Raw genomic sequence first — 24,181 nt, forward strand, 5'->3', positions numbered from 1 at the left:
TCATGAAGAATCGAATCAAAGCTCCCGCGATGGCGGTGGCGGCAATGGTTGCGCTGTCGGGGTGCAATCTGCTGGACGTAGACAACCCGAACAGCTTGGTGGAGGCGTCGATCAAGCTGGAGGCGGCCGCCAATGGCGTCGTCAATGGTTCGCTCAATCGAATCAGCAACGGGATTTCCGATGTCTGGGAGGGCTACCTCGTCACCTCCGATGAGCTGTATTGGATCGGTTCCCGCGACGCTTGGGGTCAGCTCGATCAGGGCTTCGTCGGGAACCCGGAGAACGAGTTCCTCGACTCCGCCTTCCCGAGCCTCGGGCAAGCTGTGTGGATGGCGCAGAATGCGGTTGAAATCCTGACCGAGCACGCTGCCAATGGCGCCGGGTTCGAAAAGGATCTCGCGCGTGCGCACTTGTTCAACGGCATGATCCTGATGGTGACCGGTGAGGTCCAGGAGGACATGACGTTCTCCAACAAGATGGAGGACGGCGCGCCGGTAGGTCCGGCGGCCATGGCCGGGGTTCTCGATCGTGCGCTCTCGAACCTGGACGCGGCGGTCAGCGGCTTCCAGGCGCTCGGTGAGGACGACCTCGTGGTCAAGGCGAGAGCGGTTCGTGCACGTGCGAGCATGTCGCGTACGATCTGGAACGTGCTGAACCCCACCGCGACCGTTGGTGGGGCGATGAAGTTCGCGAGCTCTCTGGCCGACGCGAACTTCGTGATCGGCGCCACGGGAGCAGGTTGGCAGTACGATCTGACCTTTTCTGCTGCCACGGTTACTTGCAACATGTGCGGTAACATCAACGAGCGGAAGGAGAACCAGATCGATCTCTCGCTGGTCACGGTGGATGCGTCGAACGACATCGATGGCATCGCCATGAACGATCCGGTGTCGGGCGTGGCGGACCTCGCGCTCATCAATCGTCTGAACCAGTGGAAGAGCGGCAACTACCTCAGTTCCGGGAATCAGTACGCTCCACTGACGGTGACGTCCGAGCGCCTGATGCGGTTGATCGTGGCCGAGGACGCGTTGGCGAACGGCGACGTGGCGGCTTTCGAGGCCCAGATCGATGCCATCCGCGCGTTGGATGGTGAGGTGGAGTTCGACAGCGGCGGCGCGGTCAGCGATATGGATATGCTGATGCACACGCGCCGGGTGAACTTGGTCCTCATGGGCTTGCGTCTCGCCGATATGTACCGGTGGGGCATCACGGATCCGAAGTGGCAGTCGGGCTCGGACGCGATCTTGACGCCGGGCGAGATGCTGCCGATCACGATCATCGAGATCCGCGCGAACTGCAACCTCAACGGGCAGGGCTGTGGCGGTTGATGGAATCGCTGGCTGAGCAGTAACAGCAGTACGGTAAGAAGAAGGCGGGCGCATCCGTACCTAGTGCGGGTGCGCCTCGTCTTTTTTCCTCTTCCGCCTTATCAATCGCGAATCATGAAAACAGTCAGGAGAGTGGCCGCCGTGGCGGCGGTCCTCGCATCGGTGACCGCCTGCGAAATTTTCGGGGACCAGGCACCCGAGAATATCTCGTTTCGCATGAGCGGCAGCGACGGCCAGGTCGTAACCGTGATCTACTCCCAGGAGTTCGTCGCGGGGGTCGACGAGTTCAACGTCACGCAGGTTGAGGTCTTTGTTTCCGATACCGTGATGCACGTGTTGCCGATCGACACGATCATCAACATCTCGTTGGAGCGTCGCTTCTTCGTGCTGGTTGCGACCGCGCCCACGGACACGGTCGTGGTCGACGTGCGCATCGATGTCGACGGGCGTGGCCTAGTGAATACTTCTGGGGGCATCTTTCCGGACGTGCCTTGGCGGTACGTGTACCAGTACAATCAATTGTTTACGGATGTCATCGAGGTGATCCTTTGACGGGGCGTCTCCCGAACTTCGAGTCGATGCTTCTGGTCGCGGCGGTTCTGGTTCTGGGCGGCTGCCACAGCTATCGGGTGGTCGACACGCCTCCGCTCGGTTCGACTGTGCGCGTGCGGGTTCCTGTGACTTCGCCTTTGGATGGCCGAAACACCGCGCCCGCGTCGGTGTCGATGGAGGGTGAGGTGCTGCAGGTCGGGGACACGTTGGTATTGGCCACGCGCACACGACGGGAGTTTGGAGCGTTCCGGGAGGTGATCCTGTACGATACGCTGCGGCTCGGGCGGGATCAGATGTCCAGTATCGAGCTGAAGGAGTTTTCGAGCGGGAGGAGTGTAGGGTTGGGTCTTGCGCTCACGGCGGGCGCTGCCGGGCTCGCGCTCGCGACGTTCAAGAGCGGAGGAGGGGCGGGGTTTCCGAACGGCAGCGGTCCTCCACCGGCGATCGTGGTGAGTGGCTCGGTTCTGTCCGCTGTGTGGGCCCTCATCCGGAAGACGGGGGGGTGACGCTTCCGAACTAGCGGGGGGGAGTGCTTCGATGGCAAATGTGATCATCCCGCCGGGTTGGCGGATACCGGAGCGAGAAGCGACGCCCGAAGCCGTGTACTTCAACCGTCGGGACTTCCTCAAGCGCGCAGGCCTCGGTGTGGCGGCAGCGAGTATCTCCGGATGCTTGGACGCGCCCGAGCCGTTGACCCTCGAAGACGTGCTCGGGGAGGACGTGTTCGACTGTAACGCGAACCCGCCCGCGCATCCGTTCCACACCATCTGCCCCCACCCCAACGCGGACCTCTACCCGCCAACCAGCGGGGGAGGACCGCCGGTACCCTTCGGCAATTTGACCACGAGGGAGCTGGCCGCGACCTGGAGCAACTTCTACGAGTTCATCGGCAACCCCGCCAAAGTGAACTCGATTTGGGGCTTTACCGGCCCCTTCCAGGTCTGGCCATGGACCGTCGAGGTGGTGGGCGAAGCGGAGGTCACCGGCACCTTCGACATCGCTCCGTTCGAGCGGGAGTTTGGGCTCGAAAGGCGGACCTACCGCCATCGGTGCGTCGAGCGATGGTCCATGGTCGTGCCCTGGGTAGGCTACCCGCTCCGCAAGCTCATAAAGAAGTTCCGACCGCTGTCCTCGGCGAACTACGTGCGCTTCGTTTCCTTCGATCGACCGGAGGAGGCCATCGGTCAATTCACTCAGCCTTGGTACCCGTGGCCGTTCTACGAGGGCCTGAGGATGGACGAGGCGCTCCACGACCTGGCGTTCGTAGCGACGGGGATCTACGGAGAGCCTCTACCCAAGCAGCATGGGGCGCCCTGGCGGATGGTGCTCCCCTGGAAGTATGGCTTCAAGAGCGCGAAGTCCATCGTGCGCATCGAGTTCCTGCGTGAGCAGCCCCCCACGTTCTGGCCCGACGTGTGGCCGGAGGAGTACGGATTCTACTCCAACGTGAACCCCAATGTGAGGCACCCGCGTTGGCGGCAGGATCAGGAGCAGCCGCTCGGCGAGCTGGAGTACATACCGACCCGGCTCTTCAACGGCTACGCCGAATACGTGGGCGACCTCTACGATCCGGAGTTGCTGACCTACATCAGCTAGGGGGCGCGGTTCACGCTCCCCAGGCCTAAGTTGTCCGAGACCCTGAGGGAAGCTCGGATACGAGGCCGCATGCGGAGAAAAGCCCAGCAGGAATACGACGTCATCATCGTGGGCTCGGGAGCCGCGGGCGGCATGTGCGCATACGTGCTGGCGTGCTCCGGGGTGAAGGTGCTCATGCTCGAGGCGGGGCGTGACTACGACCCCGTCACCGAGACCCCCATGTTCCAACTACCCAAGGACGCCCCCCTGCGGGGCGCGGGCACGTCCGAGAAGCCGTTCGGTTTCTACGACGCGACCGTCGACGGGGGCTGGGAGGTGCCAGGCGAGCCGTACTCGAGCGCCGAGGGCACGAACTTCCGCTGGTGGCGCGCGCGCATGCTCGGTGGACGGACGAACCACTGGGGTCGTATCTCGCTGCGCATGGGCGAGTACGACTTCGCGCCCTACTCGCGCGACGGGCTTGGCTTCGACTGGCCCATGTCGTATGAGGACGTGGTGCCGTACTACGACAAGACCGAGGCGCTCATCGGGGTCTACGGGTCCAACGAAGGTCTGGAGAACACCCCTACTTCGTCGCCCGGCGTGCTTCTACCACCTCCGGCGCCGCGCGCCACGGAACTGCTCGCGCAGCACCACTGCCGCGACCTGAACATTCCCGTCATCCCAGCGCACCTCGCGATTCTTTCGCGACGGCAGGACGCGGCGCGTATCTCCCGGGAACTGTGGCCCAACAACGCCATGGCGCGGCGCGTCACCGAGGAGTCGATGCGCTCGCGTGCCGCATGCTTCTTCGCGACACCCTGCGGCCGCGGCTGTTCGATCAAGGCGAACTTCCAGTCGCCCACGGTGCTCATCCCGCCGGCGCTCGCGACGGGCAACCTGGACGTCGTCACCGAGGCGATGGTGCGAGAGGTTACGGTGAACGCCCAGGGCCGCGCGACCGGCGTACACTATATCGACAGGACCACGCGGCTCGACGAGCACGTGAGCGCACGCGTCGTCATCGTCGCTGCCAGCGCGCTCGAATCTGCGCGTATTCTACTGAATTCGAAGAGCGGCCTGTTTCCCGACGGGATCGGAAACGGAAGCGGCGTTGTCGGCAAGTACATCATGGATACCGTAGGCGCCAGTGTCGGGGGTCAGATTCCTGCGCTCGAGAACACGCCAGCGCACAACGCCGACGGCGCGTCCGCGATGCACCTCTACATGCCGTGGTGGCTCTATCAGGAGCAGGCGCGTGGGCGCCTCGACTTTGCGCGGGGCTACCACATCGAGTTCGGTGGCGGGCGCCGGATGCCCGGATTCGGCTTCATGGGCGGGCTGGCGCCGTTCACCGAAGGCTCGTACGGCGCGCGGTTCAAGGAAGACTGCCGCCGCTACTACGGATCGTTCATGTACTTCGACGGGCGCGGCGAGATGATTCCCAACGCCGACTGCTACTGCGAGATCGATCCGGAGGGCGTCGACCAGTGGGGGATCCCGACGCTCAAGTTCCACTGGAAATGGTCCGAGCACGAGCTGAACCAGGCCCGCCATATGCAACACACGTTCGCGGGCATCATCGACGCGATGGGCGGAACCGTGACGGGCACCGTGCACGACGACGGCGCGCGTGCGATCGCGGCACCGGGCCAGATCATCCATGAGGTCGGTGGCGTGATGATGGGCGCCGACCCGCAGCGATCGGTGCTGAACCAATACTGCCAATCGTGGGAGGTGGAGAACCTGTTCGTTCCGGACGGCGGCTGTTTCGTCTCGAACGCCGACAAGAATCCGACGCTCTCGATCATGGCAATCGCGTGGCGGGCCTCTGACTATATCGTCGAGCAACTCGCGTCGAGGAGCCTGGGATGAGCGACAAGAAGCACGTGATCGAGCTCCCGGTCGTGGGTGTGCGGCGAATGGATCGTCGGCATGCCCTCAAGGTCATGGCGATCGCGGCGGCGACGCCGGGGCTGGTTGCGTGCGAGCCGAGTGCCTCGGGAGCCGACGTCGCGCCGATACCCGCGCCGACGAGCAACCCGAGGGCGAAGGGGACCGCCGCGGACCCGGACCTGGTCGCACCGGTGGTGCCTTGGCGGCGGAGCCTTACGGTGGACGAGCTCGCGTCGCTCGCCGTGCTCTGCGACGTGATCATCCCGGCCGACGAACGCTCGCCGTCCGCGAGCCAGGTCGGGGCTCCAGACTTCATCGACGAATGGGTGAGCGCGCCGTACCCCGGAAACGAGCGAGACGCGGTGCTGATCCGCGGTGGCCTCGTGTGGTTGGACCGCGAGTCGGCAAAACGTTTCGGCGAAGAGCTGCGTTTCCGCGACCTGACGACCGAGCAACGACACGCGATCTGCGACGACATCTGCTTCGTGCCGAACGCGGGCGAGCAGTACGAACTGGGCGCGCGCTTCTTCGATCGCGTGCGCTATCTCACATCGACCGCGTTCTGGACGACCACTGAAGGCATGACCGACCTCGAGTACGTGGGCAACGTTCCGCTGACGCAGTGGGACCCGCCACCCGCAGAGGTCCTGCGGCATCTGGGGTTAGGGGTAGGCGCAAATGACTGACTCGAAGGTCAACCCGTCGCGCCTCTTCCTCGGCAGTTGCATCGCCCTCGTAGCCACCTCGGTCGCGTTCGCGACCGTGGGTGCCATCATGCTCTCGCTCAAGCGCGAGTTCGTGCTCACGAACGAGGAGGTGGGATGGATCGGCGGGGCCGCGCTTTGGGGCTTTGCGGTGTCGCAGCTCGTGTTCGCTCCCCTCGCGGACTCGATCGGCATGCGCGCGCTCCTACGCATGTCATTCCTGGGACACCTGGTCGGGTCGCTCACGATCATCTTCGCGACTGGGTTCTCCACGCTGTTCGGCGGCGCGCTCATCATCGCCATGGCGAACGGTCTGGTCGAAGCGGCGTGCAATCCGCTGGTGGCGGCGCTATTCCCCGACAACAAGATCGTGAAGCTGAACCAATTCCACGTATGGTTCCCGGGAGGGGTGGTGCTGGGTGGTCTTGCGGCGTTCGCGCTCGACGCGGTCGGAGTGGGCGCTTGGCAGATCAAGATCGGGCTGGTCCTGGTACCGACGTTCATTTACGGCTGGATGCTGTTGCGCGAGCCGTTCCCGGCCACGGAGGGTGTTCAGGCCGGGGTCAGCATGGGCGAGATGTTCAAGGCGGCGCTCGCCACGCCGTTCATGTGGGTGATGCTCATCGCGATGGCCATGACCGCCTCCGTGGAGCTCGGCCCCAATCGCTGGGTCCCGGCGGTGCTCGAATCCGGTGGCATGGCGGGGATCCTGGTGCTCGTCTGGATCAATGGGCTGATGGCGGTGATGCGCTACCGCGCCGGTGACATCGTGCACCGACTTTCCCCGACGGGCGTGCTGCTCGCTTCCGCCGTGCTCTCGGGAGCGGGACTGCTCGCATTGAGCTACGTGTCGAGCGGCCTGGCCGTCTTCGGCGCAGCGACTGTCTTCGCGCTCGGCGTGTGCTACTTCTGGCCCACGATGCTCGGGGTGGTCTCCGAGCGGGTGCCGAAGAGCGGAGCGCTCGGACTAGGACTCATGGGCACGGTCGGCATGGCGACCGTCGGACTGGTGGCCGCGCCCCAGATGGGCAGGATCGCCGACCGATACGCGCATGATGAGATCCCTGTGGCTGAGGCCGTCATGGTCTTCGAGCGAACCTCCATCGTGCTGGGCAACAACAGTAACCCAGACGCGCAGGCGGCTGTCGTGGCAGCACAGGAAGTGACGATGTCCTACGAGACGATGGGCGTCATGCCTTCGCCGGCCACGGCGAACGCGCTGCGCGCGATCATCGCATCGGACGCCGACGAAACGCTGGTCGGCCAGGCCCAGGCGATTCTCGGGCCGGCGGACAACTACGGTGGCAGGATCTCGTTCCGGTATGTGGTTCCGCTCTGTGGAGCACTCCTGCTCATCTTCAGTGCGTTGTATGCGCATGACCGGACGGCAGGCGGATACAAGGTCGAGAGCTTGGAGGCGTTGACTTGATGAGGGGCGAGGGAGGTGCCTTCGCGTGACGATCCGTTACGGGATGGTCGGTGGGGGCCCAGGCGCCTTCATCGGAGCGGTGCACCGCATGGCGGCCGCGCTCGATGGTGAGTATCGGCTCTTGGCCGGCTCCTTCTCGTCGGCCTTCGACAAGTCGCGCCAGTCTGGCGACGAGCTGGGGGTGGCCCCGGACCGGGTCTACGAGACGTACTCCGAGATGGCTGTGGCCGAGGGCGCCCTGCCGAAAGAAAGCCGGATCCAGGCGGTGTCGATCGTCACGCCCAACCACCTACACTTTCCCGTGGCGCGGGCCTTCCTCGAGCAGGACATCCACGTCATTTGCGACAAACCGCTGACGACCACACTAGAGGACGCCGAGCAACTCTGCCGGTTAGCTGCGGAGCGCGATCTCGTCTTCGCGGTCACCCACAACTACACCGGGTATCCGATGGTAAAGGAGGCCCGGGAGCGGGTGAGGGCAGGGGCGCTCGGTCAGATCCGAAAGGTGGTGGTCGAGTATTCCCAAGGATGGCTCGCTACCCTGCTCGAGGCCGAAGGACAGAAACAGGCCGAGTGGCGGATCGACCCGGAGCGAGGCGGGGTGTCGGCGGTCTTGGGTGACATCGGCTCGCACGCCCACAACCTCGTCCGGTACGTGACCGGTCTCGAGGTGCAGCGGCTCTTCGCCGATCTCGGTACCGTGGTCGAGGGCCGCGAGCTCGACGACGACGCGACCGTACTGCTCGAGCTCGACGGCGACGTGCGGGGGCTGCTCTTCGCGTCCCAAATTTGTACGGGGGAGCGCAACCACCTCCGCCTGCGCATCTACGGGGCGGAGGGCGGACTCGACTGGTCACAGGAGGATCCGAACCGGCTGCGACTCGTAGCGCCGAACGGTTCCGAGCACATCCTCTTCCCCGGCACCGACGAGCTGTCCGAGCGGGCGCGCGCGCACACTCGGTTGCCGGGCGGTCATCCGGAAGGCTTCATCGAGGCATTCGCGAACGTGTACCGCAACGTGGCACGTACTCTGAGCGACGACGCGGAAGGACCGTTCGACAGAGACTTTCCCACGGTGCAGGACGGAGCCCACGGAGTGCATTTCATCCACAAGGCCGTTGACAGCGATCAGCGGGGTGCGTGGGTCGACGCGGCGTATTCGCCGCCTGCGGCCGGAGGAGCGACATGAGCAGACCCGTCACGTTGTTCACCGGCCAGTGGGCCGATCTTCCGCTTACCGAGCTCGCCGAGAAGGCAGCAGGCTGGGGGTACGATGGCCTCGAGCTCGCGTGCTGGGGTGACCACTTCGACGTCGTGCGCGCGGCCGAAGACCCGAGCTATTGCGTGGCTCGGAGGGAGATGCTGCAGTCCCACGGACTCGACGTGTGGGCGATCAGCAACCACCTCGTAGGGCAGGCTGTCTGTGACGTCATCGATGCGCGCCACCAGTCGATTCTGCCCGGGCACGTGTGGGGTGATGGCGATCCGGCGGGGGTCCGGCAGCGTGCTGCTGACGAGATGAAGCTGACGGCGCGGGCCGCGTCCAACCTCGGCGTAGAGGTCGTAAACGGCTTCACCGGCAGCTCGATTTGGCATCTGCTGTACTCCTTCCCGCCGGTATCCGAAGCAATGATCGACGCGGGATTTCAGGACTTCGCCGACCGGTGGAATCCGATTCTCGACGTCTTCGACCAAGAAGGAGTCCGCTTCGCTCTCGAAGTGCACCCGACCGAGATCGCGTACGACATCGTAACCGCCGAGCGTGCACTGCAGGCGTTGGGCCGCCGCGAGGCGTTCGGCTTCAACTACGACCCGAGCCACCTCGCGTACCAGGGCGTCGACGTGGTCGACTTCATCCTCCGTTTCGCGGAGCGGATCCACCACGTGCACATGAAGGACGTGTGGTGGTCCGACACGCCGACGGCCGCGGGCGTCTTCGGTGGACACTTGCCGTTCGGGCACCCCGACCGGTTCTGGGACTTCCGCTCGCTCGGTCGCGGGCACGTGCCGTTCGAAGAGGTGATGCGCGCGCTGAACCGGATCGGATACCGGGGTCCGCTCTCGGTGGAGTGGGAGGACACGGGCATGGATCGGGAGCACGGTGCGGAGGAGGCGTGCGATTTTGTGCACTCGATCGACTTCCCGACATCCTCCTCTGACTTCGACGCGGCGTTCTCGGAGGGCTGACTCGTTCGGACACTGATTCCATCGCCGCTGAGTAGCGTGCCGAGCGCCGCGCTTCTTGCGGGCGCGCTCGCAGTGAGCGTGTACGCCAACTCGTTGGTGAACGGATTCGCGTACGACGACGCACGCGTCATCCTCGACAACACGGAGTTGCACTCGCTCGAAACGCTGCCCGGCGCGGTCTTCAAGCCGTACTGGCACGGCAAGGACGGGGAGCTCGAGCTGGGTCTGTGGCGCCCGACCACCACTCTGCTCCTGGGCCTCGAGTACGCGGTGGCCGGGGAGAACCCCGCGCTCTATCACGCCGTGAACGTCGTTGGGCACGGTCTGGTTACGCTGCTCGTGGTGCTGGTGCTTGCCCATCTGGTAGCGGTGCCGATCGCTTTTACCGCAGGGCTGCTGTTTGCGGTGCACCCGGTGCACGTTGAGGCGGTGTCGAACGTGGTCGGGGGCGCGGAGGTGATGGCTACGGCTTTCTTCCTGCTCGCCTTGCTGGTCCATCTGCGCGGGCCGTCGTCGTGGTCGCGTGTGCTCGCGGTCGCGGCGCTCTACGGTCTGGCGTTCGGGGCGAAAGAAGGTGCCGTGACGCTGCCCGGCGTGATCTTCCTCGTGGACGCGGCGCGTCGTCGCCTGGACTTCACCGACCTACCCGAGTACGTGCGCGAGCACTGGCGAACTTATGCGGCTCTGGCGGTGGTCGCGGCGGTCATGCTCACGGCCCGCGCGCAGGTTCTCGGGTCTGTCGCGAACCCAGAAGTCGCGCCCGGCGCCCGCTTGCTGCTCGAGATCCCGCGAGTCTGGACGCTCGCGGAGGTGTGGACGCACTACGTGCGGTTGATGGTCTTCCCGCTCGACCTCGCCTCGGACTACACTCCTTCCGTGATCCCGATATCGACGGGGTTTCATGCGCTGAACACGATCGGGCTGTTGCTCGTGTTGCTCATCCTCGCAGGTGCGCTCTTCAGTTGGCGGCAACCGGAGATGTCTTCGCGTTCCGCCTCGGCTCGGATTTTCGGCTTCGGGGTGGTCTGGTTCGCGATCACGGTGTCGCCGGTCTCCCACGTCTTCTTCGTCGCGGGCGTTCTGCTGGGCGAACGCACGCTCTACCTGCCGTCCGTTGGCGCGGTGGTGATCCTCGCATGGCTCCTCGTGTCCCTCACGCGCCGCAGGCGGGAGGTCGGGCTGGCCGCCCTTACGCTCGTCGTTGCTCTGATGGGATGGCGCTCCTGGACGCGCACGCCGACATGGCTCGACGACGGCACGGTGTTCGAGACGCTGATCTCCGACTACCCGCACTCGGGCCGCTCCCAGTGGCGCATGGGCGACATCTACATGGCCCAAGGCCGTCAGAGCGAGGCGCTGCGCGCGTACCGCGAGGCGATCCCGAATCTGGGGGCGCACTACGGCCTCACGACGGAGATCGGGCGCAAGCTGCTTGCGGCGGGGAATCTTCGGGGAGCGGAGGGACTGCTTCGGCAGGCGTGGAGGGAGGCGCCCGACTTCGCGAGTGCGCCCGCCCTATTGGGTGTGGTCTACTCGCAAATGGGCGACGCGGAGCGGACCGAGCAGGCGCTCATCGCGGCGCTCGAGCTGCAGCCCGGTAACGGCGTGAGCCACCACCTGATGTCGTGGGCGCTGAGTCAGCAGGGGCGTTGGGCCGAAGCAGCCGACGCGCGACGCCGCGTGATCGAGCTCGGCGAAGATGTGTGGCAGCAGTGGACGTGGCTCGCGGATCTCAGGGCTCGCGCGGGTGACCCGGATGCAGCGCACGCGGCTCTGCAGTCGGCACGAGCGCGCGCCCGCACCGACGAGGAAAGGGCCCAGATCGACTCGCTCACCGTCCAGCTGACGACCCTCGACTCGATTGGGACGGGACACTAGTCCAGCTTTGCGAGGACCTGTTGCAGCGAGTCGCGGAGGGAATTGTGCTCCAGAATGACATTCCGGCACGACGTGTCCGCCGCGCGTAGCTGGCGCTCACGAGCTCCCCAGCCGTCGACCGAGTCGTTGTACGCGGTGAAGGTCTCCAGATATGCCGGGTACTGCTCCAGTGCTACGCCACGGGCGTCGAGGGCTTCGAAGCTGTCGATCCGGGAGCGCATCGAGTCCAGCCGGGCATCGAACGCGTGCAGCTCGCTTGCGCCGCTGGCGAGCGAGCGCTGACAGCGGTCGGCGGTGACCCGGGCTAGATAGAGGTCGTCGCGCAGGCGTGCGATCTCGTCCGAGATGCGCTGCTGTGCGAGGATGCTTTGTCCACCGAAGTAGACGATGGTGATGGTGCCGAGTGCCAGCCCGACACCGAGAGCGACCTTCACGGTCCGGTTCACCGTCGCGGCTCCCTAGAACGGCTCGTCACTGCCCCGCCACCGTGAAGCTGAACATCATGCCCGCGTGCAGATGCTCAGCGATATGGCAGTGGAGCATCCACTCCCCCGGGTTGGACATCTCGACCAGGATGTCCATGGTCGAGCCGACGGGCACAATCGCCGTGTCCTTCCAGACCAGGTTCTGGCTTTCCACCCCGTCCATCGAGAGCACGAGAAAGCGCTGTCCGTGGATGTGGATGGGGTGGTGCATCGGGTGGAACGAGTCGGGAGTGTTGAAGATCCGGATCTTCACGACGTCGCCCACGGCGAAGCGCCAATCGATGTCTCCGTTCTCCGCGCCGGTGTCGCGATCCCGCAGTACCCAGGTCACCTGCTCGCCCGTGGAGAGCCAATTCACCATCGGCATGCCGTCGTTCCACTCGATGGGCGGATAGAAGAGGGTGTCCGCTTCCATGGCGAGCACGATCGACTGGGGTAGGTCGCGGACACGAAGCGTCGTCTCCAGCTCGTGGTCGGGCTCCCTGCCGAAGAACGGCCGGAAACGGTCGATGTCCGCGATCACGTCGCTGTGTTCCCGTAGCGTTTCGAAGGCTTCGGAGATCACGGGGTCCGCAGCCGCCTCCGACACCGTCACCATCGAAAGCGTGTCGACGTGCGGGTAGAACTCGCCCCTGAAGTGGTTGATCGCCTGGATCGTGTTGGAGATCGCAACCTCGCCAGGATCGTCGAAACGTACATCGACCACGTACCGTTCCGCGGGAGCGATGACCACCGAGTTGATCCACATCTCTCGTTCGTACCTGCCCATGTCCGATGCGACGATCTTCAGGGGGTTCCCACCGAAGGTGACGTTGAACGTCCGTGAGTTGGCGACGTTCGTGAGGAAGAAACGGATCACCTCGCCTCGCTGAACGGTCAGGCGGTGATCGGTCTGTCCGTTCACCATCATGACGTTGCCGAAGCGCCCCATGAGAGCATGCGTCGGCGCGCTCTCACCCCAGGGGATCGCACCCTGCTCGTCCATGAGAATGTCATCCAGGACGAAGACCTCTTCCCGGTGGGCCGGGCCGTAGTAATCAGGATCGGGTGAGGTGACGAGCAGATTGCCGAACAGTCCGAGATCCTGCTGCACGTCCTCGCGCGTGTGCGGGTGGTACCAGAACATTCCCGAGTCCGGGAGCTTCACTTGATAGGTGAAGCTCTCACCGCGCTGTATCGCGGCCTGTGTGACTCCAGGCACACCGTCGAAGCGGTTGTCGATCCGGATCCCGTGCCAGTGGATCGTAGTGGGCATCTGGATCTCGTTCGTCACGCGGACGACGAGCGTGGCCCCCTTGGGGGCCTTGATGAGGGGGCCGGGATATTGGCCGTTGTAGCCGAACATCACCAACTCGTGACCCGCGAGAGTGCGGCGCACCATCGACACCGAGATTTCGAGCGTGTCCCCGTCGGACATCGTTACGACTTGGGAGGGCTGGGCCTCCGGGAGCGTGGAAGCGTCCACGCCGATGCCCGGAAGGAACGGCCCGACGACCGGCACCGCGCCTTCCAGACCGGGCAACACCGGCATGTTCGTATCCATCGGGACCATTCTCCAGGTACCATCCATCGCGCTTCTGTCCACGTCGTGCTGGGCGGTGAGCGGGCCGGGAAGAGTCGCGATCCACACAGATGCCAGCCAAGTTGCTGCGGTCCGTCTCATCGGGATCGGCTTCTCCGGTGTCCTAGCAGGTTGGTGAACGGCAATCGGTGAACGGTTCGCGGTCTTCCACGAGCAGCCCGGAAGGTCTTCGGAGGGTTGCGGGCGGGCAAGACGTTTCTGAAAGGTCATGATATGACGGACGCGACGGAAAACGGGGCTACCGAACGGACGACGACGCCGTTCCTGCCGGTCCTTCTCCTGTTATTCGTTGGCAGCGGCTGCGCCGCCCTCATCTACGAGATCGTCTGGTTCCAGATGCTGCAGCTCGTCATCGGGTCGACCGGTGTATCGCTGGGCGTGCTGCTGGGCTCGTTCATGGGCGGCATGTGTCTGGGCAGTCTTGCGTTGCCCAAGTACGTGCCGATGCATCGGCACCCCCTGCGCGTGTACGCTACGCTCGAGCTCGCGATCGGCGCACTGGGGCTTCTTCTTTTGGCGCTGATCCCGCTCGTCGGGGGCGCCTACGTGAGCGTCGCACCGAGTGGCCTGGGGAGCGTTCTGTTCCGCGCGGCGTTGGCCGGTCTTCTGCTGATCCCTCCCACGGTGCTCATGGGCGCGACGCTACCGGCGATCTCGCGCTACGTGACGACGACCCCGGTGGGCGTGTCCTGGATGGGCTTCTTCTACGGCGGCAACATCGCGGGTGCGGTGCTCGGGTGCTTGCTCGCGGGATTTTATCTGCTGCGCGAGTTCGACATCGTCGTAGCCACGTTTGTTGCACTCTTCCTCAACGTGGCTGTCGCTGCGCTCGCGGCCGGGCTGTCTCGATACGCCACGCACGAGGCGAGCGAACGCCCGTCGGATGAGACCGTTCCGGTCTTCGCGGTCAGCCACCGCGCCGTGCTGCTGGCGATCGCTCTCTCGGGGCTCACGGCGTTGGGAGCGGAGGTGGTGTGGACTCGGCTCATGGGGCTCATGCTCGGGGCAACCACGTATACGTTCTCGATCATCCTCGCGGTATTCCTGGCCGCGCTCGGTGTAGGAAGCATCGCGGGCTCCTACGTGTCTCGCACGTCTCCGAATCCGCGGATCGCGTTCGCGGTGTGCCAGGTCGGCGCGCTGCTCGGGATCGCCTGGACGGCGTGGGCGATGGCCGCCCAACTACCGTATTGGCCGATCAACCCGTCCATCGCCCAAGGCCCCGTGCCAGTCTTCCAGCTCGACCTGGCACGGGCGGTATGGGCGCTGACTCCGGCGCCGCTCTTCTGGGGTGCCAGTTTCCCGCTGGCGGTCGCGTCGGTCGCCGATGAGGGACAGGACCCGGGCGAGCTGATGGGGGGCGTCTATGCATCGAATACAGTTGGTGCGATCGTGGGGGCCCTGGGCTTCGGCGTGATCCTCATCCCTTTGCTGGGGACGCAGAACGCTCAGCGGCTGCTGATTGTGCTGGCCGCTGTGGCGGCGCTGGTCCTGGTCGCCCCGCGATTCCTCGGCTCCGACCGGGGGCGGGCGGGTCCGGTAGTGATGGTGCAGCTCGTAGTCGCTGTGGTCGCCGTTCTCGCGTTGCTGGTGCCACCGATTCCGCCGGTCCTGGTAGCGTACGGACGCTACGCGCCCACGTACGAACAGCCGAACACGCTCTATCTCGGGGAGGGTCGGAATTCGTCGATTTCGGTGACCGAGCTCGACAACGGCGTTCGCAATCTCCACGTGGGAGGCAAGGTCGTGGCCTCGACCGAGCCGCAGGACATGCGGTTGCAGGGCATGCTCGGTCACCTCACCGCACTGCTACACGACGACCCCAAGACGGTCCTCGTCGTCGGCTTCGGAGCGGGGGTGACCGCCGGCACGTTCGTCACCTATCCGGGCATCGCGCGAATCGTGATCGCCGAAATCGAGCCGCTCATCACCGAGGAGGCGTCGAGTTACTTCACCGAGGTCAACAACGACGTCCTCTCGGATCCCCGGGTCGAGGTGGTGCACGACGACGCACGTCACTTCCTTCTCACGACGGACGAAACCTTCGACCTCATCACCTCGGACCCGATCCACCCGTGGATGAAGGGCGCGGCGGCGCTTTATAGCGCCGAATACTTCGATCTGGCTCGGGCGCACCTGAATCCCGGTGGTGTGATTACCCAGTGGGTCCCGTTGTACGAGACCAATGCGGCGGCCGTGAAGAGCGAGATGGCGACCTTCTTCGAGGCCTTTCCGGATGGCACCGTATGGGGCAACACGTACAACGGTGAAGGCTATGACGTCGTGCTCGCTGCGAAGAATGGCGGGATCTCCGTCGATGTCGACCAGTTCGTGGACCGACTACAGGCCCCCGAAAACGAGGGGGTCGCCATGTCGCTCGCCCAGGCCGGCTTCCCGCGTGCGCTCGACTTGCTCACGACGTACACGGCAGGTGCCAGCGACCTGGCTCCCTGGCTCGAGGATGCGATCGTGAACCGGGACCGGAACCTGCGTTTGATGTACCTGGCAGGGCTAGGACTGAACCAGTACATCGCCGGGGATATCTACGCCGAGCTGCTCGAGTTCAGACGCTTCCCGGACGAGTTGTTCACGGGTTCAGTCGGACGGTTGGATGCGCTGAAGCAGATCATGCGCTACTGAGGCGCGCTCGGGCCGGGCGGGCCGTTCCGGCTAGTTTCCGTAGCCGTACGCCGCGCAGTTCTCCTGCGCGAGCGCGCCATGCCCGACCATCGTGTGCATCATCCCACTGCGTGACATGCCGCGGAAGACGACGGGGCCGGCCCACATCTCCTGGTTCGGGTCGTCGCTGGACTCGAGCGTGACGAGCACGATGAACTTGTTCCAACTCACGGAGCCGGAGGCCCGGAGGCTGTCGTCGAGTGCGCCGATGCGCTCGACGTGATCGAGCTCCCGCGTCGTGACCCACGCGACCAGGCGGCCTTGGCGCGGCGCTCTCATGCGCTCGAGCGACACGCTCACGTCGTACGCGTAGCTGCCGTCGGTGGTGAGCGCGACCGAGAACGGGGACGCCGACGGGAGCGACACTTCAGCGGTGGCCCTGGCGACGCCCGTGCCTGGGATGTTCCTGGTCGTGAGCAATTCGAGTGCGTAGTATGCCGGCCCCTCGTCGGGCGTGCACAACCCCGGCCCGCCGTCCCAGATGGTCACGGATGTCGGTGATGCGATCGCGAAGATCGCCAGTATGGTGGGGAGCACGATCGAGCTCCGAGGTGTGGCACGATGGAAGCGGGACACGCTACATGTCGAGCCTAGCCGGCGGCCGGTGCGCCGACAAGGCTATCGGGCTCCTACTGGCTGATCGGGCGCTTCACCACGGGCCTATCCCAGTCCTGAGCGGACGAGATGTTGGGGAAGCCCCAATCCTCGCCGTTCCACCCCTGGAACCCGTCCATCCTCATGGTCCAGAGGCCTGTCGACATGTCACTGATCAGGATCAGGCCGTCCGCGTTGCGCACGTCGACTCCGAAGGCACCGTTGAACTGCGAGTACCGGTCGGTGTTCGCCGGGCCGATGTACGTGTCGTAGTAACCCACCGTGACCGGATTGAGGGGATCCTGCAGGTTGAAGATCTGCAGCCCATCGAGGTAGCTCGACACGAAGACGTACGGCCAGCGCACCTCGTGGTTGTGCACCAGATGCCGCCAGTCGGCGGTGAACGCCGATATCGGATTGCGGATGTTGATCTGTTCTCCGTCGAGCGCCGGCTGCAGGTCGAAGATTCGTAGCGGCGCGTACTGGTATTCGGTCTCTGCGATCACGTATCGGCCGTCGGGGCTGGGCGTGAAGGTGTGGCCGCGGCTGATCCCGGAGATCCCGGTCAGCGTGATGCGTAGCTCGTTGTTCTCGATATCCGACACGTCGTAGATGTAGTAGCCTCCCGTGCCGCCCCCGTAGAAGCGGTCCTCGCCACTGTCGGGGTGGTAGCCGACGTAGAAGTCGTGATAGCTGCGGCTGTCGCCACTTCCTACCGCACTCTCCGGGATCGGCACCATGCCGACGCGCGCGTTCTCGAGATCTCCCTCCACGATCATGCCGAGATCGTAGATCAGCGCGCCGGGGGCACGGGCCGTCGTGAAGAGGTAGACGCGGTCGTTCGAGTGCTTGTAGATGAAGATGTTGTGGAAACCGCCGGGCATCTCCGGCTCGCGAATGCGAGCCACTTCGTGGACCGTCGACGGATCCGGTAGGCCGGTCACGTCGAGGATCACCGCACCGAGGTCGTTGTTCGGACCGCCTTGCCCAAACTGCAGCGACTGAACCAGGTAATAGCGGTCGTTCCATTTGAAGTGCTTGACGTCCATGCCGCCGTTGCCTTGGTGGAGGTCTTGATTCTCGATTCTCCACTCGTAGAGAAGCTGCGGGTTCTCCGGGTCCTCGATGCTGATGATGTCGGTGCCCTTGCCGCCCTGCCCGCCATAGGCGAAGCGCGCGACATAGGCGTACGGCCGATGCATCTCTTGCTCGACGTCCATGTCCGCCACGGAGAGGCGGGGGCCGAGCGGGAGGTGTCCGAGCACCTCCACGTTGTCGCTGCCGCGCTTGAGCGGCGACCACGGGACAGCTTGGGCGGCGAGCGGCGCGCCGACGGCGAGCGACAGTACTACAAGCGAAAGGCGCTTCAACGACATAGTGACCTCAGGTGGCAGTGGTGGTCTGGACGGTGAAAGGTGACGACCTACGACCGGTGATGGCAACCGGGCAGATGCCCTACCGTCGCTGCTGCCACCACTCGTCTTTGAGGATCGAGACGGTGTGCTCGAACATCTGGTCACCGACGGTCATGACGACCCGATACTCACCGACCGGTGCCTCGCTGAACTCGAAGCGGATACGGTCTTCGGCGGAGATTCCGGTGTTGCCGCGACCACGACGGCGACCACCGAAGCCACCGCCACGGCCGCCGCGACCACCGCGACCGCCGCGACCGCTGTCTGAGCGCGCGCTCTCTTGTTCTTCCGCGGTGCGTTCGAGGCGCTTCTGCATGTTCCAAGCGACGCGGTGCAGGCCGGCTGCGCCGTCTCCCTCGAGCTCGTAGATCGGGAACCGCCCCTGATACACCGTGAAGGTGATGTCCTCGTCGACATCGTCCGACAGGTAGTAGTAGAGCGAGATATCCAGCGGCTCGCTCTCGCCCTCGAAGTTCGATGAACTGTAGTTGGTGAAGTCGGGTGCGATCCAACGGACCTTCGACTCCGGTTGGAAGAAGTGCACGTCCATCGCGAGCAGATCCTCGGTCATCTCCGCTAGCGGTGCGATGTCGGCGATGTAGATGCCGCGCCCGTGGGTGCCGACCACGAGGTCGTTCTCGCGAGCGTGGATCTTGATGTCGTGCACTGGAGTGGTGGGCATGTCACCCTTCATGCTCGCCCAACTCTCGCCGCCGTCGATCGAAGCGAAGACCTGAAACTCGGTGCCCACGAAGAGCAGGTCGGGGTTTGCGTGGTGTTCACGCACGACGTTGATGGGGCCGTCGGGCAAGTTGTTCGAGATGTCGGACCACGACTCACCGAAGTCGGTCGTCTTGTAGATGAAGGCGCGAAAGTCGTCGTTCCGGTATCCGCTGAATGTGACGTAGGCGGTGCCGAGGTCGTGATGCGAGGCCTCTACGCGACTCACCCAGTAGTGCGGGTTGTTCGGGATGTTGTTGGTGACGTCGGTCCACGTCTCGCCGTCGTTCTGGGTCACATGGACGTTGCCGTCATCGGTGCCGGCCCAGAGCAGGCCCGCCTTGATCGGCGACTCGTCGAGAGACGAGATGGTGCCGTACTGGATGTTGCCGTCCCCGCCCTTGCCGGTCGTGAGCGTGGCGGGGTCGTTCTTGCTGAGGTCCTCGCTGATGACCTCCCAGCTCTCACCGCGGAACTCGGACTTCATGACCTTGTTGCCCGCGTGATAGATCACGTCGCAGTCGTGCTGACTTACGACAATAGGAGCGTTCCAGTTGTAGCGCATGTCCCCATCCTCATACCGGATGCCCTTGCGCTCACCAGTCCACAGGTCCAGGCGCGAGAGCGGCCCGAACTGCGACTCGTTGTACAGGTACCGGTTCGTACAACGGTCGAACTCGTTGTACATGCCGTCACCGCCCCCGACGCGGTCCCACATCTCGAAGCGGATGGGTCCACCGGCCGGGTTGGTGTTGTACGTCATGTGCGAGCCGTTGTCCTGCAGGCCGCCGGCGACGCGGTAGGGGTAGGAGTCGTCGAGGCCGATGGCGTAGAACTGAGCGAGCGACTGGAAGTCCGGGTGGTACCAGTTCTCTCCCCCGTCGTACGTGATGCCGAGGCCGTGGTCGTACCCGAGGATCATGTGGTGCGAGTCGTCCGGATTGATCCAAAGGGCGTGGTCGTCGCCGCCGAAGCCCAGCGGCCGGCGTTCCCACGTCTCTCCACCGTTCGACGTGCCCCAGGACGAAGCGGACAGGACGTGTACCACGTCGGAATCGTTCGGGTCGATGATGATTTGGCCGTAGTAATATGCCGGCCCACCCCCGATCGATTCGCCCTCCGGGCTCGCGCGTTCCCAAGTGATGCCACCATCGTCCGAGCGGTAGACCTCACCGCCGATCATGCCGCGGGACGACTGGTGATCGAGCAGCTCCTGCCGGCGATCCTCGTCCGACATGTCGGCCTTGTTGGCGTTCTCGATGGTGACGTACAGGATGTTCGGATCCGCGTCGTACACGTCGACGCCGATGCGGCCGAGCATGCCCTCGGGCAGGCCCTGCCCGATCTGGATCCAGTTCTCCCCGCCGTCGGTGGTCTTGTAGAGGCGGCTGCCCGGCCCGCCGAGATCGAAGGTGTACGGCAGGCGCACCTTGTCGTAGCTCGCGGCGTACAGGATGTCGGAGTTCGTCGGGTCCATGACCAAGTCCACGACGCCGATGCGACGGCCCTCGACCTGGGGCCCGAGAACGCGCCGCCAGCTATCACCGCCGTTCGTGGTCTTGTACAGACCGCGCTCGTCGTTCTCCGAGTAGAGGTGCCCGAGTGCCGCGACGTAGGCAATGTCGGAGTTCGTCGGATGTATGACGATGCGACCGATGTGCTGCGACTCGGGGAGGCCGACGTTCCTCCACGTCTCACCGGCGTCCGTGGACTTGTAGACGCCGTCGCCCCAGTAGCTGCTGCGTGAGTTGTTCGCTTCTCCGGAGCCCAGGTAGAGCACGTTCGGGTCGGACGGAGCGACCGCGATCGCGCCGATCGAAAACACGTCTTCCTGGTCGAAGAGCACGTCGAAGGAGATGCCGCGGTTCGCGGTCTTCCATAGGTGTCCCGAGGCCGTGGCGATGTAGAACGTGTGCGGCTGTTGGTGCGGCACCGCGATGTCGACGAAACGGCCGCTCTGCCGCGTCGGGCCGATCTCGCGGTACTCGACGGCAGATAGCACGTGCTCGAGGGTTTGAGCGACGAGGTCGGCGGGCGTCGCTGGCGACAGCCCGATCAGGAGGGCCCCGAGGGACAGAACGCGACGGTAGACCTTCATGTGGGACTCCGTGATGTCCCACCCCCCGGTGACGTGACCGGCTCATCGCCCGCGTCGGCTCGACCGGCATCGAGATCATTCCAGTTCAAGATCGCGTTGAATCCCAGGAAGAAGGTTCCTTGGGTCTGCCAGCGCCAGAACGGCCGGATCGAGAACATCACCACGTGGCCGTCGCCGACCGGGGCGTCGATCACCTGCGCCGTGCCGGCCAGCGCTTCTCCGCCCCGGAGCGTGCCTGAGAGCAGAATCTGATCCGCGTCCCGTGGAAAGCGCATGATCACTCGTGGTGCGTTGCCGCTGCTGCCGCCACCAAATCCGCCACGACCGAAAGCGAATCCTCCGCGACCACCACGACCACCACGACCGCCGCCGCTGCCCCGCAGCCCTGCCGTCTCGTCGGGGTTGTCGTAGTCGGATAGCGTCGGCCGCCTCGCCATCGGCGTGGTGTTCTGCCAGTCACCGCCGCCACGGCCGAAGCCTCGGCCCCCTCGGCCGCCGCCCGTGGAAAGCACGAGGTCGTTCTTGAAGTACACCGGCAGTTGGTCACCTTCGTAGCCATAGGCGATCGGGCTCGTCTTGTCTGCGATGATGCCTCGGTGGATTGAACCAGGAGCTGTCAGTCCACTGGGGCTCTCGACGTTCACACCGGTCGTCACGCCGTACTCCGGCATGATCGACGAGGTCGAGCCCTCGACGAGCAGCAGACCCCCCTCGCGCACGAAGTTGGCGAGCTCGACCAGACCTTCCAACCCCATGCCGCCCCGGATGTCGTCGCTCTCGTCGATGCCGCCCAGGTTGGGTGTCTGCTCGCTCTTCCGGTACGGAAGCGGGAGATCGCCCGTCATGGCGAAGCCATTCACGTGGGACTGTGCGTTGCCGCCGACGTGTGGGTAGATGATGACATCGTACCGTGCACGTAGGTTGCCCTCCGCGACGAGCTTGTCGGCGAAGTAGTCGTACGGCACGCCGTAGTGGTCGAGTGCGCCGCGTACCCAGCCCTCGTCCTGCGTGCGACGCCAAGCGTGTAGGAAAGCGATACGCGGAACATCCAGTTCGTGCGTCGCGACGTCCGGCATGTCGCTCGTACCGTGGCCTTGGAGGCCCAGCTCCGCGAGGCTCGCCTCGAGCACGGCGCGGTTCGCGTCAGGGATGATGAACGTGCCCGCGCTGAAGGTGCGGCCGTCCATCTCGAACTCCTCTTCGGCCGCGAGCATGCGTACATCGGTGTGCCGATAGCGGAACGCCATGAGGTTGTTGTCCGTCGTGTGGTCCACCACCACCGTGCTGCCGCCACCCGAGATCCCGCCCGGAGCGCGCGCCGCTGAGGTGAGCAGCGTCATGTCCTTTTCCAGGACCTCTGGGTCCTCGATCTCGACGATCTCGACGTTGCGCATGAGCTGGAAGGTCCAGCCCGTATCGTCGTACGGGCGTGGGTTGTCGAGCGAGAACTGCTGCAAGGAGAGGTACATGTCGGCCAGCGTACGGAACGGCTGGTCCGCACGGATCAAGTAGTCACCGGCTTGGACCTCGACACCGCCCGCTTCGAACGAGTCGTCCGCGCGGTGGATCTCGAGGCCCTGCCGCATGAGCTCGTTCACGGCGTCCACCGCATCGGAGGCCCTGCGCTGGCCGGATGGGATGACCCAGGCGTTGATCGGTCCGTCGACGCCCTTTCTTATAGAGCGCTTGTTCTTCAGCCAGTAGTTGTCGAGGAACATCTCGCGGTGATCCGCAGTGTATTTGAGTGAGAACAGAACGGCTGATTGCTGGATGTTGGTGTTGTTCCTGGGGCCCCACTCGATGGTCGGAAGTGGGGGGTTCGGCCGGAACCACTCGCGACTCGTCGTGGTGCTGCCTACGGTGAGCGTACGATTCTGCGGCCCATAGCTCGCGACTTCATAGAAGCGCCCGATCGCGTTGTGGCTATGCGCGATGGAGAACATGTAGTTCGGCGTCCAGCCGTCGTAGAAGCTGTACGTCCAAACGCCGGGCACGTCGCGCTTGGTCATCTCGAGCACGTCGTTTTCGGCAAGAATCCACCACTCCGTGATCGTGATCGCGTCGAGGGCCTCGTTGTAGGGCCCGGTGCCGGTCGACGTGTAGAGGTAATTCTGCGCCTCGTGCAGGTCGTGCATGATGGTCGGCGCCCACTCGAGCTGGACCGCGGTCACGTTCTTCGTGAGCGCGAGCATCTGGCCCATCGCGTCGCGGTTGTTGTCGTGCGCGACGTACTTGCCCCAGTACATGAGCGGGAGTCGGGCCTCGCCTTCCGGTCGATCCTTGTTGAAGTAGTACGTATCGACCTGCTTCTCGCGGCCGTCCACCTCGATGACCGGAGTGATGAAGGTGACGATGTTGTCGCGGATCCCTTGGATGAACTCCGTGTCCTCGACGACCAGGCGGTACGCGAGCTCCTGCAGCATCTCGGGTCCGCCGTTTTCCGTGGAGTGCATGCCGGACGTCAGCCAATAGATGGGTTTGGCGACGTCCTTGATGAGTTGCTGGGCTCGCTCCTCCGAAGTTGCGCGCGGGTCCGTGAGTTCCTGCAGGTATCCCTTGTACAGGTCCAGGTTCGCGATCGTCTCTTCATCGGCGATCGCCATGAGGATCATTTCCCGACCCTCCTCGGTCTGTCCGATCGACCATACGGTCGCGCGAGGCGACGCGTCCGCGATCGCGCGTAGGTAGCGATGGATGTCGCCGGCGTATGTGAGCTCGTCTGGAGTCCCGACGATCCTACCGTGGAAGTCGAGCGGTGTGGGGACCGTCTCCGAGGCCGGCAGGTGGTCGACCAGCTCGGTGAGAATGCGGTCGTCTTGTGTGTGCTCGAGAATGAGTCGCGTGTACTCCTCATCGATGGCCTGATCGCCGCTTGACTGTGCGACCGCGACGGTCGGAGTCAGGACCAACAGACCGAGCATTGTCCAACCCAGACGACGGATCGTGCGCGACATGGAACCCCCTGTGCCTCATTGAGATGCGTGGCCGACGGGTGCCGGCGTACTTGGTGTGTATCGGTGCACTATAAAGGACCCGCAAGGGAGGGGGGGTGCTGCCGT

At 64.6% G+C, this 24,181-nt stretch carries 17 protein-coding genes; 11 read left to right on the plus strand and 6 right to left on the minus strand.

Features of this window, described 5'->3' with window-relative positions; genetic code table 11:
- The first annotated feature begins 2 nt into the window (after positions 1-2).
- The 10 genes from IIB36_07555 (at position 3) to IIB36_07600 (ending at position 11,549) form a co-directional block, all read left to right on the plus strand.
- A complete protein-coding gene (locus tag IIB36_07555) occupies positions 3-1,328 on the plus strand; it encodes a hypothetical protein (GenBank protein ID MCH7531612.1) in 1,326 nt (441 codons plus the stop codon).
- 114 nt (positions 1,329-1,442) lie between these two features.
- Positions 1,443-1,880, plus strand: coding sequence for a hypothetical protein (locus IIB36_07560; protein ID MCH7531613.1), 438 nt, complete (start codon positions 1,443-1,445; stop codon positions 1,878-1,880).
- The gene (locus IIB36_07565; protein MCH7531614.1) at positions 1,877-2,386 is read left to right on the plus strand and encodes a hypothetical protein; all 510 of its coding nucleotides are present in this window, start codon (positions 1,877-1,879) and stop codon (positions 2,384-2,386) included. The genes IIB36_07560 and IIB36_07565 overlap by 4 nt, the downstream gene beginning before the upstream one ends.
- Before the next feature lie 31 nt (positions 2,387-2,417).
- Positions 2,418-3,476 (plus strand): protein-methionine-sulfoxide reductase catalytic subunit MsrP, encoded by a 1,059-nt coding sequence (gene msrP, locus IIB36_07570; GenBank protein MCH7531615.1) that lies wholly within the window; start codon positions 2,418-2,420, stop codon positions 3,474-3,476.
- A 69-nt stretch (positions 3,477-3,545) separates the two neighbouring features.
- The gene (locus IIB36_07575) at positions 3,546-5,330 is read left to right on the plus strand and encodes a GMC family oxidoreductase (GenBank protein MCH7531616.1); all 1,785 of its coding nucleotides are present in this window, start codon (positions 3,546-3,548) and stop codon (positions 5,328-5,330) included.
- Entirely contained in the window at positions 5,327-6,037 is a 711-nt protein-coding gene (locus IIB36_07580) for a gluconate 2-dehydrogenase subunit 3 family protein (protein MCH7531617.1), read from the plus strand. The genes IIB36_07575 and IIB36_07580 overlap by 4 nt, the downstream gene beginning before the upstream one ends.
- On the plus strand, positions 6,030-7,484 hold the full coding sequence (locus IIB36_07585) for an MFS transporter (GenBank protein ID MCH7531618.1): 1,455 nt from the start codon (positions 6,030-6,032) through the stop codon (positions 7,482-7,484). The genes IIB36_07580 and IIB36_07585 overlap by 8 nt, the downstream gene beginning before the upstream one ends.
- A 43-nt stretch (positions 7,485-7,527) precedes the next feature.
- Positions 7,528-8,673 carry a Gfo/Idh/MocA family oxidoreductase gene (locus IIB36_07590; protein MCH7531619.1) on the plus strand — a complete coding sequence of 382 codons (1,146 nt, stop codon included), beginning with the start codon at positions 7,528-7,530 and terminating at the stop codon, positions 8,671-8,673.
- On the plus strand, positions 8,670-9,671 hold the full coding sequence (locus tag IIB36_07595) for a sugar phosphate isomerase/epimerase (GenBank protein MCH7531620.1): 1,002 nt from the start codon (positions 8,670-8,672) through the stop codon (positions 9,669-9,671). The genes IIB36_07590 and IIB36_07595 overlap by 4 nt, the downstream gene beginning before the upstream one ends.
- 36 nt (positions 9,672-9,707) lie before the next feature.
- On the plus strand, positions 9,708-11,549 hold the full coding sequence (locus IIB36_07600) for a tetratricopeptide repeat protein (GenBank protein MCH7531621.1): 1,842 nt from the start codon (positions 9,708-9,710) through the stop codon (positions 11,547-11,549).
- On the opposite strand, the gene IIB36_07605 is transcribed toward IIB36_07600, so the two are convergent.
- Both IIB36_07605 and IIB36_07610 read right to left on the minus strand, forming a co-directional pair.
- A complete protein-coding gene (locus IIB36_07605; GenBank protein ID MCH7531622.1) occupies positions 11,546-11,995 on the minus strand; it encodes a hypothetical protein in 450 nt (149 codons plus the stop codon). The two genes, IIB36_07600 and IIB36_07605, sit on opposite strands and share 4 nt — an antisense overlap.
- A gap of 25 nt (positions 11,996-12,020) precedes the next feature.
- Positions 12,021-13,697: a multicopper oxidase family protein gene (locus IIB36_07610; protein MCH7531623.1), complete on the minus strand. Its 1,677-nt coding sequence runs from the start codon at positions 13,695-13,697 to the stop codon at positions 12,021-12,023.
- 132 nt (positions 13,698-13,829) lie between these two features.
- Here IIB36_07610 and IIB36_07615 point away from each other — a divergent pair, with 132 nt between their 5' ends.
- Positions 13,830-16,256 carry a fused MFS/spermidine synthase gene (locus IIB36_07615; GenBank protein MCH7531624.1) on the plus strand — a complete coding sequence of 809 codons (2,427 nt, stop codon included), beginning with the start codon at positions 13,830-13,832 and terminating at the stop codon, positions 16,254-16,256.
- Between the two features lie 30 nt (positions 16,257-16,286).
- On the opposite strand, the gene IIB36_07620 is transcribed toward IIB36_07615, so the two are convergent.
- The 4 genes from IIB36_07620 to IIB36_07635 form a co-directional block, all read right to left on the minus strand.
- Positions 16,287-16,832, minus strand: coding sequence for a hypothetical protein (locus IIB36_07620; GenBank protein ID MCH7531625.1), 546 nt, complete (start codon positions 16,830-16,832; stop codon positions 16,287-16,289).
- Between the two features lie 92 nt (positions 16,833-16,924).
- Positions 16,925-18,265: a hypothetical protein gene (locus IIB36_07625; protein MCH7531626.1), complete on the minus strand. Its 1,341-nt coding sequence runs from the start codon at positions 18,263-18,265 to the stop codon at positions 16,925-16,927.
- Positions 18,266-18,344: 79 nt separating this feature from the next.
- Positions 18,345-21,122: a hypothetical protein gene (locus IIB36_07630; GenBank protein ID MCH7531627.1), complete on the minus strand. Its 2,778-nt coding sequence runs from the start codon at positions 21,120-21,122 to the stop codon at positions 18,345-18,347.
- On the minus strand, positions 21,119-24,076 hold the full coding sequence (locus IIB36_07635) for a hypothetical protein (protein ID MCH7531628.1): 2,958 nt from the start codon (positions 24,074-24,076) through the stop codon (positions 21,119-21,121). The genes IIB36_07630 and IIB36_07635 overlap by 4 nt, the downstream gene beginning before the upstream one ends.
- Positions 24,077-24,181 lie beyond the last annotated feature (105 nt).

It is taken from the genome of Gemmatimonadota bacterium, from assembly GCA_022560615.1.
Taxonomy (GTDB): Bacteria; Gemmatimonadota; Gemmatimonadetes; order Longimicrobiales; family Gaopeijiaceae; genus UBA1138.

Excerpts from the sequence above, each read along its gene's own strand:
- IIB36_07555 (MCH7531612.1), top strand. The coding sequence starts at position 3 with ATGAAGAATCGAATCAAAGCTCCCGCGATGGCGGTGGCGGCAATGGTT.
- IIB36_07560 (MCH7531613.1), top strand. The coding sequence starts at position 1,443 with ATGAAAACAGTCAGGAGAGTGGCCGCCGTGGCGGCGGTCCTCGCATCG.
- msrP (MCH7531615.1), top strand. The coding sequence starts at position 2,418 with ATGGCAAATGTGATCATCCCGCCGGGTTGGCGGATACCGGAGCGAGAA.
- IIB36_07575 (MCH7531616.1), top strand. The coding sequence starts at position 3,546 with ATGCGGAGAAAAGCCCAGCAGGAATACGACGTCATCATCGTGGGCTCG.
- IIB36_07580 (MCH7531617.1), top strand. The coding sequence starts at position 5,327 with ATGAGCGACAAGAAGCACGTGATCGAGCTCCCGGTCGTGGGTGTGCGG.
- IIB36_07585 (MCH7531618.1), top strand. The coding sequence starts at position 6,030 with ATGACTGACTCGAAGGTCAACCCGTCGCGCCTCTTCCTCGGCAGTTGC.
- IIB36_07590 (MCH7531619.1), top strand. The coding sequence starts at position 7,528 with ATGGTCGGTGGGGGCCCAGGCGCCTTCATCGGAGCGGTGCACCGCATG.
- IIB36_07595 (MCH7531620.1), top strand. The coding sequence starts at position 8,670 with ATGAGCAGACCCGTCACGTTGTTCACCGGCCAGTGGGCCGATCTTCCG.
- IIB36_07610 (MCH7531623.1), bottom strand. The coding sequence starts at position 13,697 with ATGAGACGGACCGCAGCAACTTGGCTGGCATCTGTGTGGATCGCGACT.
- IIB36_07615 (MCH7531624.1), top strand. The coding sequence starts at position 13,830 with ATGACGGACGCGACGGAAAACGGGGCTACCGAACGGACGACGACGCCG.
- IIB36_07625 (MCH7531626.1), bottom strand. The coding sequence starts at position 18,265 with ATGTCGTTGAAGCGCCTTTCGCTTGTAGTACTGTCGCTCGCCGTCGGC.
- IIB36_07630 (MCH7531627.1), bottom strand. The coding sequence starts at position 21,122 with ATGAAGGTCTACCGTCGCGTTCTGTCCCTCGGGGCCCTCCTGATCGGG.
- IIB36_07635 (MCH7531628.1), bottom strand. The coding sequence starts at position 24,076 with ATGTCGCGCACGATCCGTCGTCTGGGTTGGACAATGCTCGGTCTGTTG.